General features: G+C 38.6%; 13 protein-coding genes. 10 read left to right on the forward strand and 3 right to left on the reverse strand.

Annotated elements, in window-relative coordinates; all coding sequences use genetic code 11:
- Positions 1 to 73 precede the first annotated feature (73 nt).
- Positions 74 to 301 carry a glutaredoxin family protein gene (locus HRT50_RS14245; protein ID WP_291615615.1) on the reverse strand — a complete coding sequence of 76 codons (228 nt, stop codon included), beginning with the start codon at positions 299 to 301 and terminating at the stop codon, positions 74 to 76.
- Positions 302 to 726: 425 nt separating this feature from the next.
- On the opposite strand from HRT50_RS14245, the gene HRT50_RS14250 reads away from it, so the two are divergent.
- From HRT50_RS14250 to speD, 10 genes are all read left to right on the forward strand, one after another.
- Positions 727 to 1,923 (forward strand): alginate export family protein, encoded by a 1,197-nt coding sequence (locus HRT50_RS14250; RefSeq protein WP_291615617.1) that lies wholly within the window; start codon positions 727 to 729, stop codon positions 1,921 to 1,923.
- Between the two features lie 199 nt (positions 1,924 to 2,122).
- Positions 2,123 to 2,722, forward strand: coding sequence for an aminodeoxychorismate/anthranilate synthase component II (locus tag HRT50_RS14255; protein WP_291615619.1), 600 nt, complete (start codon positions 2,123 to 2,125; stop codon positions 2,720 to 2,722).
- Positions 2,723 to 2,844: 122 nt separating this feature from the next.
- On the forward strand, positions 2,845 to 3,990 hold the full coding sequence (locus HRT50_RS14260) for an HDOD domain-containing protein (RefSeq protein ID WP_291615625.1): 1,146 nt from the start codon (positions 2,845 to 2,847) through the stop codon (positions 3,988 to 3,990).
- 373 nt (positions 3,991 to 4,363) lie between these two features.
- Positions 4,364 to 5,575, forward strand: coding sequence for an aspartate aminotransferase family protein (locus HRT50_RS14265; RefSeq protein ID WP_291615627.1), 1,212 nt, complete (start codon positions 4,364 to 4,366; stop codon positions 5,573 to 5,575).
- Positions 5,576 to 5,676: 101 nt separating this feature from the next.
- Positions 5,677 to 6,693: an arginine N-succinyltransferase gene (astA, locus tag HRT50_RS14270; protein WP_291615629.1), complete on the forward strand. Its 1,017-nt coding sequence runs from the start codon at positions 5,677 to 5,679 to the stop codon at positions 6,691 to 6,693.
- 146 nt (positions 6,694 to 6,839) lie between these two features.
- Entirely contained in the window at positions 6,840 to 8,318 is a 1,479-nt protein-coding gene (gene astD / locus HRT50_RS14275; RefSeq protein WP_291615631.1) for a succinylglutamate-semialdehyde dehydrogenase, read from the forward strand.
- Positions 8,319 to 9,443: a succinylglutamate desuccinylase gene (gene astE / locus HRT50_RS14280; protein ID WP_291615633.1), complete on the forward strand. Its 1,125-nt coding sequence runs from the start codon at positions 8,319 to 8,321 to the stop codon at positions 9,441 to 9,443. It begins immediately after the preceding gene.
- A gap of 174 nt (positions 9,444 to 9,617) precedes the next feature.
- Entirely contained in the window at positions 9,618 to 9,962 is a 345-nt protein-coding gene (locus HRT50_RS14285) for a DUF3802 family protein (RefSeq protein WP_291615635.1), read from the forward strand.
- Positions 9,963 to 10,120: 158 nt separating this feature from the next.
- Positions 10,121 to 10,525: an OsmC family protein gene (locus HRT50_RS14290; RefSeq protein WP_291615637.1), complete on the forward strand. Its 405-nt coding sequence runs from the start codon at positions 10,121 to 10,123 to the stop codon at positions 10,523 to 10,525.
- A 14-nt stretch (positions 10,526 to 10,539) separates the two neighbouring features.
- Positions 10,540 to 11,301, forward strand: coding sequence for an adenosylmethionine decarboxylase (gene speD, locus HRT50_RS14295; RefSeq protein WP_291615639.1), 762 nt, complete (start codon positions 10,540 to 10,542; stop codon positions 11,299 to 11,301).
- A 321-nt stretch (positions 11,302 to 11,622) separates the two neighbouring features.
- Here speD and HRT50_RS14300 read toward each other — a convergent pair whose 3' ends face one another.
- Complete coding sequence (locus tag HRT50_RS14300; RefSeq protein WP_291615641.1) at positions 11,623 to 12,522, reverse strand: phosphoribulokinase; 900 nt, start codon at positions 12,520 to 12,522, stop codon at positions 11,623 to 11,625.
- A gap of 179 nt (positions 12,523 to 12,701) precedes the next feature.
- Positions 12,702 to 13,106 carry a 50S ribosomal protein L17 gene (rplQ, locus tag HRT50_RS14305; RefSeq protein ID WP_291615644.1) on the reverse strand — a complete coding sequence of 135 codons (405 nt, stop codon included), beginning with the start codon at positions 13,104 to 13,106 and terminating at the stop codon, positions 12,702 to 12,704.
- Between the last annotated feature and the right edge of the window lie 22 nt (positions 13,107 to 13,128).

The following is a 13,128-nucleotide window of genomic DNA, read 5'->3' on the forward strand; positions in this document are numbered from 1 at the left end:
ATAGTTAAGCTAGGAAATTTTTGATAGAGTATTTTTTAGAGAGTAAGCTACTTTAAAGTAGCGCCGCTAACTTTTAGCTATTATAAACTTCGGTAAAAGTCTTAACCGAAAAACCATTGAATAATTGGTCACCAACCTTTAATACAGGTACGCCACGGAGGCCGGTTGCGGCAAACTCTTTTTGCCCCTTAGCGGTTTTAATATTACATAACCTAAAAGCAATACCTTGCTGTTCAAGGTAGCGTTTTGCTGTTTGGCAATGCGGACACTTATCTGTGGTATACAAGACAACACGTTTCATTTTTCACCTTTATAGAAATTCCATTAAAGTATTATTACTTAGCATTTTACCCTAAGTGACACATGAGTGCAGGGTAATAGCATTATATCCAATGTTATGGGAATTTTTAGAACGACAGTGGAAGATTCGTCATTTCCGAAGTCTCTGATCGGAAATCCATATAGCTTAAGAGCGTGTAAATTTTTCCTTTCAATAATAACGCCAATAAAAGACAAAATACGCTGACCTAGACTAAAGTTGTAGCAAAGTTTGATGTAAATCAAGATAGTAGAGCTATTCAAACTCATGTATTCACAATTTGATTTAAATCAAACTATTCAAGTCGATGTGGTGCAAAAATCATCCCATCAGTTATCAATACCCACAACAATAAGAATAACAAAGCTAACTAACCCACTTAAAAAACATGAATTTAGGATATTATTATGAACACAGCAGTAAACAAGTTTACCTTATCGTTAATCACTACCGCGATTTTAATGGCCCCTGCCGCCTTTGCCAGTGAAACTGAACATGGCAATAGCATTACTGAAGCTCTGAGTGATAGCACGGTAAAAGTTGAATTGCGTGCTCGTTATGAAGGCGTAGATCAAGATGGCATAGATAAAGATGCGTCTGCAGCAACGTTAAAGAGTCGTATCACAGTCAAAACTGGCAGCTACAGCAATTTCTCTATGGCTATAGAAGTGGATAAAGTTGATGCGCTTGTAGATAATTACAACAGCAAAACTAATGGTAACACTGAATATCCGGTAGTTACTGACCCACAAGGTACAGACGTTAACCAAGCTTATATCAAATATGAAAATAATGGCTTTAGCGCCGTTGTTGGTCGCCAACGTGTTTTACATAACAATCAACGTTTTGTTGGTGGTGTAGGCTGGCGTCAAAATGAGCAAACTTATGATGGTGTACGTGCTCAATACAAAGCCGATGCTTTCTCAGTAGATTACAGCTACATTCAAAACATCAATGACATTACTGCCAACAATGTAAAAGGTGACTTCCACCTAGCTAACGGTATTTACAAAATTAACAAAAGCCATAAAGTCTCAGCTTTTGCTTACCTTTTAGATTACGATGCAATTGAACAAGCTCAAAACTCTAGCAGCATTGTAGGTGCTTTATATAACGGTAACTTTGGTAAATTCCTAGTAAATGCTAGTTTAGCAAGTCAAAGTGATAATGGTGACAACCCAACTAGCTACTCAGCAATGTACATTAATGCTGAAGCGGGTTATAACTTTGGTCCGGTAACTTTACTAGCTGGTTATGAATTATTAGGTAGCGATAACGGCGTTGGTTTTAACACCCCGCTTGCCACTAAGCATAAATTTAACGGTTGGACTGATAAGTTTTTAGGCACTCCTGGTGAAGGCTTGCAAGATGTTTATATAACCGCTAAAGGTAAGGTTTCAGAGGTAAAATGGGCTGCAACCTACCATGATTTCTCATCAGATGTAGAGAGTATTGATTTTGGTAGTGAGCTTAACTTAGTAGCCACTTATCAAGTTAACAAAAACTACGGCGTATTAGTAAAAGCCGCTAACTATAGCGACGGTGATGTCGCAGCTAAAACTGATACTAACAAAATATGGGTACAATTAACGGCTAAGTTCTAATGCTTGGCAATATAAACGTTAGAAATTAATAAGATATATTAATAAAATAAGAAGCCAGTACCTGCTGGTTTCTTATTATTTAGCCTGTCACTTTATCCTGCCATTTTATCCTGCCACTTTATCTTGTCATTACATTGCCCCACCCTAATAAAAGCATTAGAATAGCCGCGAAATTTACCCAGCGGTTAGGCGAAACTTTTTGTTATTAATGATCGACAATTACGACTCATTTACTTTTAATTTAGTGCATTATTTTCAAGCACTAGGTCAAGAGGTGGTTGTTTATAGAAATGATGAAATTAGCCTGAACGAAATTGAGCAATTAAATCCTCAATATATTGTTATTTCTCCTGGTCCTGGCGATCCTGACTCTGCCGGAATATCTTTGGCTGTGGTTGAACAATTCTCAGGTAAAATACCCTTGTTAGGTGTCTGCTTAGGCCATCAATGTATTGCGCAACACTTTGGCGCTAACGTTAAAAAAGCTAAGCAAGTGATGCACGGTAAAACCTCAAAGATTAGTCATAATCAGCAAGGTTTGTTTAGCGACTTAAATCAGCCGTTACAAGTCACTCGTTATCATTCATTAATAGTAAGTAAACAATCTTTACCAAACGAACTGACGATGACGGCATGGAGCGTAAATAAACAAGGTGAGGTTGATGAAATTATGGCGCTGGAGCATAAAAGCCTGCCTATTAGTAGCGTACAATTTCATCCAGAATCAATTCTCACTGAGCAGGGACAAAGTTTATTAGCAAATTTTATCAAGCAATTTAAAAATTACCCGATAAGCTAATAACAGGAGCTATTTAGATTAAAGCCAGATAGAGTAGTGCTTTACTCGTTTAGGCGCTAGATTAAATTTAATGCTCAGTTTTGTACTTGGGTAGCAATAAAAAGGTAAGCAACAAAACCGCTATGCAAATTTTTGAACACAATCAAACTGTCGCCACTATATATCAACGCGCGATCAGCCTTTCTATTTGTAAAGATTTTGCGGAAAAGCAAAGTGGTAAAATTACTATGGTTGACCATCAAGGTAGCGAACAAGAAAATCGCCGCCGAGAGTTGTTATCTGTAGAAGTACAAGCGCAACAAGAAAAAATCATTGCCAAACATGGTGAAGAGCACTTTCGTAAACAAATCAAACTAAGTTTCTTCAGCCGGGTTCGTACAAAAATTAATAGTGACTTTGACAATAAAGAGCACCTTTACCATAACGTGCTAGGTATTGAAGATGCCTGCCCTGCTATTCTCGATATTTTATCTGCTCGCGCCGCTTCCGTTAATCAAATCAAAAATCTTGCTGCCTCTTTATCTTGGTTAGCTACCGATTTAATAAATTTAGTTAATAAGCCACAGTATCGTAAACGTGCTGACGTGCAAGTTAGCGATGCTAAGCTAGCTTTGAGTTATATTGGCTTAGACAATTTAAAATTGGTGATGCCAACCTTTACCCTTAAACATTGGTTACCAACCAGTACTGCGCCCTATGGTCTAATGAAGCGAAAGCTATGGAATGATAGTTTAGCTATTGCCCTAGCCGCACGCGCGTTAGCCAAAGAACAAGGTCTGGATGAGTTTACTGCCTTTACTACAGGTATGCTGTCTAATATAGGTAGGTTTGCCGTTACCCGTTGTTATTTAACTACGTTTAGCGAGCTGTATAAAAAAGAAGTACGTGAAGCATTTGAAAGTAAAGACAAACGCTTACACAATGTTTTATCAAAAATTGAAGCCAGTGAGGAGCTACTGCTAGAACAACTGACTATGCGCAGTTCACAATTATCTGCTGATTTAATTGAGATTATGAGTTTTAGACGCATGGGCATAACCGAGCCAATTTTTGATCTAGCCTACGCCGATACTATAGAAAAAATGCATCCTATCGCTCAAGTTGTTGCTAAAGCCAAAGCTTATGTTGCCTTTCGTGCCTTAGCCAAAGAAGAGTTAATCAACAGTGATGAGAGTAAAGCATTACTGAGCGTAGTTAAGTTAACGCCGGCTGAAATAACCTTATTGAAAAAGAGCGATATTGACCACATTAAGCTCAACTTCAGTTAATTTACCGGTGAATTGTCGCTAATTTACGACACACTTGCGTTTTTCAGTGATTTTTTTCTGATTAATTATTAAAAAATCACCTTAAGCGCTTTTCAACGTGCAAGCGCTTACCTCCTCACTTACCCCCTTATTTCAACAAAACAATTCGACCCTATAAATATTCACAATTTCTGAATAAAATTAGCTAAACCGTTGTTTTGTCTGGGCTGCAGAGTAGTACAACAAGACAAGTCGACCGTTTTCTGTCATACTATCGCTCTATTTTTAACGCGCTGTTAATATTTTTCACTAAATTTAGCTATTCATTAAGCAATATTTAGATAATGCAGTAAGATTAAAAAAACATTACCCACAATGAATGAGGATTTTTATAATGTCAGAACATTTTTCGGTTGAACGCGGTTTATTTGATGATGTGATGGTGCCAAACTATGCACCTTCAGCGATTATTCCTGTACGCGGTCAAGGTTCTCGAGTGTGGGATCAACAAGACAAAGAATATGTAGATTTTGCCGGCGGTATTGCTGTTAGCTCTTTAGGTCACTGTCACCCAGCTTTAGTTGGTGCTTTAAAAGAGCAAGGCGAAAAGATTTGGCATTTATCAAATGTTCAAACCAACGAACCAGCATTACGTTTAGCAAAAAAATTAGTTGATAGTACTTTTGGTGAAAAAGTTTACTTTTGTAACTCAGGTGCCGAAGCTAATGAAGCAGCACTTAAACTAGCTCGTCGTTGGGCATTAGACGTACATGGCGCTGATAAAACACAAATCATTGCTTTTAAGCAAGGCTTCCATGGTCGTACTTTCTTTACCGTTACTGTTGGTGGTCAAGCAGCCTATTCTGATGGCTTTGGTCCAAAACCAGGTGATATTGATCATGCTGAGTACAATAACTTAGATAGCTTAAAAGCATTAATCTCTGATAAAACTTGTGCTGTTATGATTGAACCATTACAAGGTGAAGGCGGTATTATTTCACCAACTGATGAATTCATTAAAGGTGTTCGTGCTTTATGTGATCAACACAATGCCCTATTAATTTTTGATGAAGTACAAACAGGTGTTGGCCGTTTAGGTCACTTATACGCATACATGGATTTAGGTGTTACTCCAGATATCTTAACTTCTGCTAAAGGCTTAGGTGGCGGTTTCCCTATTGGCGCTATGCTAACGACTACTGATATTGCTAAGCACCTTAAAATAGGTACTCACGGCAGTACTTACGGCGGCAACCCATTAGCTTGTGCTGTTGCTGAAGCGGTACTAGATACAGTAAATACTGACGAAGTTTATGCAGGCATCAAAAGCAAAGCTAAACTTTATGTTGATGGTTTAAATGCAATCAATGCTAAATATGATGTTTTCTCTGAAATTCGTGGTAAAGGTTTATTAATTGGCGCGGTTTTAAATGAAAAGCACCAAGGTAAAGCAAAGGCATTTTTAAATGCAGCTATGGATGAAGGCGTTATGGTATTAGTTGCCGGCGCAAACATTGTTCGCTTTGCACCTTCATTAGTTATTCCTGATGAAGATATTGCCCTTGGTCTAGCGCGCTTTGAAAAAGCTATCGCTAGCTTAGTTTAGAAATTTAACTAAATCTAAACTAGCCTAGTCAGTGCTAATAGCTACTTGTTTGAGCCACATCGATTTAAACAAGTAGCCTCCCCCTTTCATCGAGAGCAATTATGATCATTGTACGTCCGATTAAAAAAAGTGACCTGAAATCTCTATACCAAATTGCGGTTGACTCAGGTCACGGCTTTACTTCACTCCCTGTGAATGAACAGTTACTGCAACAACGTATCCACCACGCTGAAGAGTCGTTTGCCAAAGATGTTAAAGAAGCTGGCAACGAAGGCTATCTTTTTGTCATGGAAGATACCGAAACCGGTGAAGTAGTCGGTACTAGTGGCATTGAAGCAGCTGTAGGTTTAGATGATGCCTTTTATCACTATCACCTAGGTAAAGTTGTCCACAGTTCACGTGAACTAAATATATACAATACCGTTGAAACTCTGTCTTTGTGTAATGACTACACCGGTGCCAGCGAAATTTGTACCTTATTTCTAAGTGACAGCCATCGTAAAAATAATAACGGCCGCTTTTTATCGCGTTTCCGTTTTCTTTTTATCGCTGAACACAAAGAGCGTTTTTCTGACACCATCATTGCTGAAATGCGCGGTATTTCAGATGAAAACGGCAGTTCACCATTTTGGCAGTGGCTTGAAGAGCACTTTTTCTCAATGGACTTTCCGACCGCCGATTACTTAACTGGCATAGGTAAAAAAGTATTTATTGCTGAATTGATGCCTAAGTATCCAATTTACGTTAATTTGCTCAGCAAAGAAGCACAAGCAGTAATCGACAAGGTACACCCTAAAACAGTACCAGCGTTGCGCTTATTAGAAGCTGAAGGTTTTGCCCGACGTGGTTATGTTGATATTTTTGATGGCGGCCCAACGGTTGAGTCTCATGTTAACAATATCAGAACAGTAAACCACAGTAAGCGTTGCCAAGTGATCATCGGCGAAGTGCAATCTACCGATAATTACATTATCTGTAATAGCAAAGTTGATGGTTTTAGAGCAACACAAGCACCACTTTCATTACGTGACACTGCTAATCAAGTAGTGATTAGCCAAGAAGTGGCTGATGCGTTAATGATCGGTGAAGGCGACTGGGTACGCTTAGTAGCGAACTAGCTCCTAGCGAATACCAAGTTAACACCTAGGCTATTTGCTTAGCAGAACAACTTCACGATTTAGCGTGGCTAGCACTAGCCACTGATCAAATTACTAATGGTGACAGCGACACTCTCTGTCACCACTATCAATGAGAAGGAAATACCATGTCTCACACAAATCCAGTTCAATTTATTAATGGTCAATGGCAAGCCGGCTTAGGTCATGATGTTAGTTCATCTAACCCCGCTCGTAATGAAGTTATTTGGCAAGGTAAAACAGCCAGTGCTGAGCAAGTAAACGAAGCGGTATTAAGCGCTCGTCAAGCATTTGAAAGCTGGGCAAATATTAGCTTAGAAGAACGTGTAGCTGTGGTAACTAAATTTTCTGAATTATTAGCTGAAAACAAAGATGCCTTAGCAACAACAATTGCCTTAGAAACAGGTAAGCCAAAGTGGGAAACTACTGGTGAAGCCGGTGCTATGGTAGCTAAAATAGCTATTTCACTTAAAGCTTACAACGAACGTACTGGTACGGTTGAAAACCCTATGCCTGGCGCTAAAGCATTTATACGTCATAAGCCTCATGGTGTGGTAGCTATTTTTGGCCCTTATAACTTCCCAGGTCATTTACCTAATGGCCATATAGTGCCAGCATTAATCGCCGGTAATACTATTGTATTTAAGCCAAGTGAATTAACGCCGCGTGTAGCTGAAGAGATGTTAAAACTTTGGGAAAAGGCTGGTTTACCTAACGGTGTAATTAACCTAGTTCAAGGTGAAGTTGAGACAGGTAAAGCCCTAGCGAGCCATAAACTTATTGATGGTTTGTTTTTCACTGGTAGCTCAACTACTGGTCATTTGTTACATGAGCAATTTGCTGGTCAGCCAGGTAAAATTCTTGCACTAGAAATGGGTGGTAATAACCCACTTGTTGTTAAAGACGTTAGCGATATTGATGCTGTTGTGCATGATATTGTGCAATCGGCATTTGTTACTACCGGCCAACGTTGTACTTGTGCACGTCGTTTATTCATTGAAGCGAATGAACAGGGTGATGCAATCTTAGCTCGCCTTATTGAAGTAACTAAAAACTTAACCATTGGTTATTTTGATGATGAAGAGCAGCCATTTATGGGCTCTATGATCTCTGAAAAAGCGGCACTTAGCTTAGTAGCTGCACAAGATAAATTATTAGCCTTAGGTGCAACGTCAATTGTTGAACTTAAACACTTAGAAGCTGGCACTGGTTTTGTTTCACCGGGCATTATCGATGTAAGTGACATTATTGCTGATATTCCAGATGAAGAGTACTTTGGTCCACTAGTGAAAGTATATCGTTACACTGATTTCGATAAAGCTATTGATGAAGCTAATAACACTGGTTTTGGTTTATCTGCTGGTTTGTTATCTGACAGCGAAGAGTCATACAACCACTTCTTTACCCGTATTCGTGCTGGTATTGTTAACTGGAACAAGCCTATTACTGGCGCTAGCAGCGCAGCACCATTTGGTGGTATTGGCGCTAGTGGTAACCACAGAGCCAGCGCGTTTTATGCCGCTGATTATTGTGCCTACCCTATCGCTTCAGTAGAAGCGACAAAAGTAAGCTTACCTGAAACATTAACTCCGGGTTTAAAATTCTAAATGCAAAACGACAATACTCTTACTTCAAAAGAACTAACCGATATTACTGGTAATGATTTTAGCCAAGCTTATGAGCAGTTTCTTAAGCAAGGCGATTTTATTTCATTAACACGCCAGTTTGAGCAAGGTTTTGCCCAAACTGGTCGAGATAACCAGCTTAGCTTCAACGTCAAAAAGGCTAAAGTGAGTATACTCGATACTGGTATCTTGTTAGTTGAACCTGAAAATTCAACTACATCAGTTAAGCCTAGTAAGAGTATTGTCATTTCTTCGGCAATTCATGGTAATGAAACTGCCCCGATTGAGATTGTCCAACAACTCATAAGTGATATTGTTGCACAAAATATTCAAGTGAAGCACCGAACTTTATTCATCATGGGTAACCCTGTGGCGATGAATATTGCCAAGCGCTTTCAAACTGAAAACTTAAACCGCTTGTTTTGTGGTAAACATAAAGATATTGCACCTTGTTTTGAAAAAGATCGTGCTGAAAAACTAGAAACTTATGTTAGTGATTTCTTTAATGCTGGCACAGATTCAAGTGATAGTGATGTAACTAACTATCACTATGATTTACATACTGCTATTCGTAACTCCAAACATGAAAAGTTTGCTATTTACCCTTACCAAGGTGATAAGCCTTGGGACAAAGAACAGCTAAGCTTTATGGCTGCTTGTGGCGTTAACACTATTTTATTTGGTCATGGCCCAACTGGCACATTCTCCTATTACAGTAGTGCTAATTTTGCAGCCCATGCATTTACCGTAGAATTAGGTAAAGTAAGACCTTTTGGTGAAAATAATATGGCTAACTTCTCGGCCATGACAGAAAAGCTAACAGCGCTTATTTGTGATGAAGAGCTGTTATTAAATAGCTTTGATAATAAAGACTTTAATTTATATACCGCACTTGGTGATATCACTAAAGTTAGCGATAATTTCAAGTTGTTTATTGATGACGCAGCCAGTAACTTTACCGATTATCCAGTTGATACTTTATTATCAACTGATACAGGTGAAGAATATCGAACTACACAGCCAGGTGAGAGCATTGTTTTCCCTAATGCTAAGGTCGGTAATGGTCAACGTGCAGTATTAATGGTTGTACCAACAACGCTGTCATAAACCTTTGGCTATAAAATCCTTTGTTCATTATCCTTTATTAAAGCCTTTTTATAAGGCTTTTTTTTATGGAGAATATAATAATTAAAGTGCCTATTGATTCACGTTAACTAAAAACGCTAAAATAGCACTATACTCAAACAAGTACTATTCACCAGCAAAGGTAAGTAGAAAATTATGGTTACAGATACTGACGGTTATATTCAAATTATTGAGTACCTTACTGAACATCTTAGTTTATTTGAAAATGCCACAGCACCAGAAAAAGCTAGTGAAACTGTGATGTCAGCCATTGAAGTAGAGCTTTGTGAGCAAATAATTAGCGTTTGTAGCCAAAATCAAAACCTAACATTTAATCAACGTAATGCCATTATTCGTGAAGTTGATGCCATTGTGTATGACTTAGAAGAGATCCTCTCTGGCGTTATCAACAACCCAGTTAATACTGAGCAATTAGCCTTTATTCAAGAATTTGCCGGTTTAATAAAAAATCTATTTGATAGTGTTATCCACAAAGATTAACCCTGCTAAGGGCTAAGTCATCTTCGATTTAGCCTTGTTAGACCATGCCACTTCCATCTATAAACTCTATTACACATTACAACTGGTGGTGGCGCTTCAACTTAGATAGAATCCCTTCATATATTATTTATAATCATTAATTAAAAATAGAGTCCACAATGAAAGCACAAGTAAAATGGTTAGGCGAAGAGTTATTCATGGGCACCTCAGAAAGTGGTCATACAATGGTTTTAGACGCTAATGGTGGCAACTTAGCTCCTAGCCCTATGGAAGGCGTACTAATTTCTCTAGGCGGTTGTTCTTCAGTAGACGTAGTGAGCATTTTGAAAAAAGCCCGACAAAAAATTAGTGCTTGTCATGTGGAAATTGACGGTACTCGTGTTGATAGCGTGCCTGCACTGTTTGAAAAAATACATCTACACTTTGTTATTACCGGTACTGATGTTGCGGCGAAACATGTAGAGCGAGCAGTAAGTTTATCTGCTGACAAATATTGCTCTGTCGCGTTAATGCTTAATGCGAAAGTAGACATTACTCACGATTTTGAAATTATCCCTGCTTAAGCCAACGTTTCTTTATGCAAACTGACACTAAAATCGCCCTGTATGGCTTTAATAATTTAACAAAAAGTTTAAGCTTTTCGTTATACCGGGTACATTATTTAGTGGCTAGCCAAGCTGTGACTGATTATCATACTTACATCAATGAGACTTATAACAGTAGCCGTCTTGAGGAATTACTGACTAAGATTTGCCATGCCATCGGTGGTAATGTGTTAAATATTGCCAGCCAAGATTACACTCCTCAAGGAGCGAGTGTAACCTTGATGATGTCAGAAGAGTCAAAGCCTGAATCTTTAGTCGCTCATTTAGATAAAAGTCACTTGTGTATTCACACCTACCCCGAAGAAACAGCCCAAGACAATATCGCCATTTTCAGAGCCGATATCGAGCTATCAACCTGTGGTGTCATTTCTCCCTTGAAGGTCTTGGATTATGTTATTGAGGCTTTCTCAGCTGATGTTGTTGATATAGATTATCGTATTCGAGGTATGACTCGCGATCAACAGGGAAAAAAATGCTTCAGTGACCATGACATCATGCAGATTAGTGATCATTTAGCTAATGATACCCTTGATAAATACCGCGTTAAAGACAGTGTGATGGCAACAAATAACTTATTTCATTGTAAGCTAACAAGACATTCTATTCATTTGCAGCAGCATATTTTCAACCTAGCTAATAATCACACCACAGCTTTAGATGAAGAACAAATCAAGCAACAACTAGCGTTAGAGCTTGACGAACTTTTTATCGGTAAAGCAGCGGGGGAAAATTGATTTAAAACCTTATACCAGTTTCATTAAGTTTGTGATCTTGTTGTGCATAGGAAAACAAATCAGGGCAAGGCGCTCGATTGAGCAATAGCTGGCTATTGGGATTGAGAGCAACGCTGACATAGCGCATTTTAACCAGCACAAATGAGTAATAATTTAATGAGATTGGTATTACACCCATGAAAAATCAACATCGCTATATCAAAAAGCCCTTAGACAAAATAATTGTCTAAGGGCTTTTTGATAAAGTGACTAAATTTAACAGCTAATTGACTCACTGACTGAATAACTGCTGATAACCATAGAAAGCAACTGTTATAGATTCTACAAATCACTCATCCAATCAAGTTGCTTATTGGCTTGAGTTTTACGCTCTATCAAATCTTGTATTAGCGGTGTAAGTATAAGCTCCATCGCTAGTCCCATCTTGCCACCTGGAACCACAAGGGTATTAATACGTGACATAAATGAGCCATCTATCATACGAAGGTAATATTGAAAATCAACATTCTTCACTTCACGAAAGCGAATAACCACAAAGCTTTCATCCAAGCTTGGAATTGCTTTAGCACTAAATGGGTTTGAAGTATCCACCGTTGGCACACGCTGAAAGTTAATATGGGTACGAGAAAACTGTGGGGTAATAAAGGAGATATAATCTTCCATACTACGCACTATACTTGCGGTGACGGCTTCTCTACTGTGACCACGTTTATTGGTATCACGAATGATCTTTTGAATCCACTCTAGATTGACAATCGGTACCATACCAATGAGCAGATCGACATGTTTAGCAACGTCGTTATCTTTAGTAACCACACCACCATGAAGTCCCTCGTAGTACAATAAATCAGTACTGTCTCCGAATTCTTCCCATGGTGTAAAGGTACCAGGCATTTGATTAAAGGGTACTGCCTCATCAAAGCTATGCAGGTAACGTCTTATTTGACCTTTACCTGTTTCGCCATAGTCACGAAATAGCTTTTCCAGTGCGGTAAAGTCATTAGCCAAATCACCAAAATAACTAATATTATTTCCTGCTTCTTTTGCCTTTCTCTTTTCCATATCCATTTCTTGGCGTGAGAAGCGATGAAAACTATCACCTTCAACATTTACCGAAGTAATGCCAAGCGTTCTAAAAATATGTTCAAAAGAGGCAGTAGTAGTAGAGGTGCCCGCTCCCGATGAGCCGGTAACAGCAATTATTGGATTTCGTGATGACATAAGGGCTCAAGAGTAATCTAAAGTACAATAGATATTTTATACGGTGAATTAACGTTTAGGTCAAGGAAAGGGACCGGTTTAACGACGAAAGCGTCATTATTTATCGAATTACCTACATTTAAGGCAATAAAAAACGGAGCCTAAGCTCCGTTTTTATAAGTATAATTTAGTAAACTAAATTATGCTTCTGCTGATTCTTCAACTACTTCAGGAGCATCTTCTACTACTGGGCGGTCTACTAATTCAATATAAGCCATAGGCGCTTTATCACCAGTACGGAAACCACATTTTAAAATGCGAGTGTAACCACCTGGACGTTCTTGGTAACGTGCACCAAGTTCGTTAAATAAAATACCTACTACTTCTTTATCTTGTGTACGAGCAAACGCTAAACGGCGATTTGCAACACTGTCGGTTTTAGCCAATGTAATCAATGGCTCTACTACCATACGTAGTTCTTTAGCTTTAGCTACAGTCGTTTTAATAACGCCATGCTTAACTAAAGAGCTTGCCATATTGCGGAACATCGCTTTACGATGACTGCTATTACGGTTTAACTGGCGACCGCTTTGACGATGACGCATAAGTTAATCCTTCTCTCAAACT

The sequence above is a fragment of the Colwellia sp. genome (genome assembly GCF_013215345.1).
GTDB lineage: Bacteria > Pseudomonadota > Gammaproteobacteria > Enterobacterales > Alteromonadaceae > Colwellia.

Excerpts from the sequence above, each read along its gene's own strand:
- HRT50_RS14290 (WP_291615637.1), top strand. The coding sequence starts at position 10,121 with ATGAAAGCACAAGTAAAATGGTTAGGCGAAGAGTTATTCATGGGCACC.
- HRT50_RS14260 (WP_291615625.1), top strand. The coding sequence starts at position 2,845 with ATGCAAATTTTTGAACACAATCAAACTGTCGCCACTATATATCAACGC.
- rplQ (WP_291615644.1), bottom strand. The coding sequence starts at position 13,106 with ATGCGTCATCGTCAAAGCGGTCGCCAGTTAAACCGTAATAGCAGTCAT.
- HRT50_RS14285 (WP_291615635.1), top strand. The coding sequence starts at position 9,618 with ATGGTTACAGATACTGACGGTTATATTCAAATTATTGAGTACCTTACT.
- HRT50_RS14250 (WP_291615617.1), top strand. The coding sequence starts at position 727 with ATGAACACAGCAGTAAACAAGTTTACCTTATCGTTAATCACTACCGCG.
- HRT50_RS14300 (WP_291615641.1), bottom strand. The coding sequence starts at position 12,522 with ATGTCATCACGAAATCCAATAATTGCTGTTACCGGCTCATCGGGAGCG.
- speD (WP_291615639.1), top strand. The coding sequence starts at position 10,540 with ATGCAAACTGACACTAAAATCGCCCTGTATGGCTTTAATAATTTAACA.
- astE (WP_291615633.1), top strand. The coding sequence starts at position 8,319 with ATGCAAAACGACAATACTCTTACTTCAAAAGAACTAACCGATATTACT.
- HRT50_RS14245 (WP_291615615.1), bottom strand. The coding sequence starts at position 301 with ATGAAACGTGTTGTCTTGTATACCACAGATAAGTGTCCGCATTGCCAA.
- HRT50_RS14265 (WP_291615627.1), top strand. The coding sequence starts at position 4,364 with ATGTCAGAACATTTTTCGGTTGAACGCGGTTTATTTGATGATGTGATG.
- astD (WP_291615631.1), top strand. The coding sequence starts at position 6,840 with ATGTCTCACACAAATCCAGTTCAATTTATTAATGGTCAATGGCAAGCC.
- astA (WP_291615629.1), top strand. The coding sequence starts at position 5,677 with ATGATCATTGTACGTCCGATTAAAAAAAGTGACCTGAAATCTCTATAC.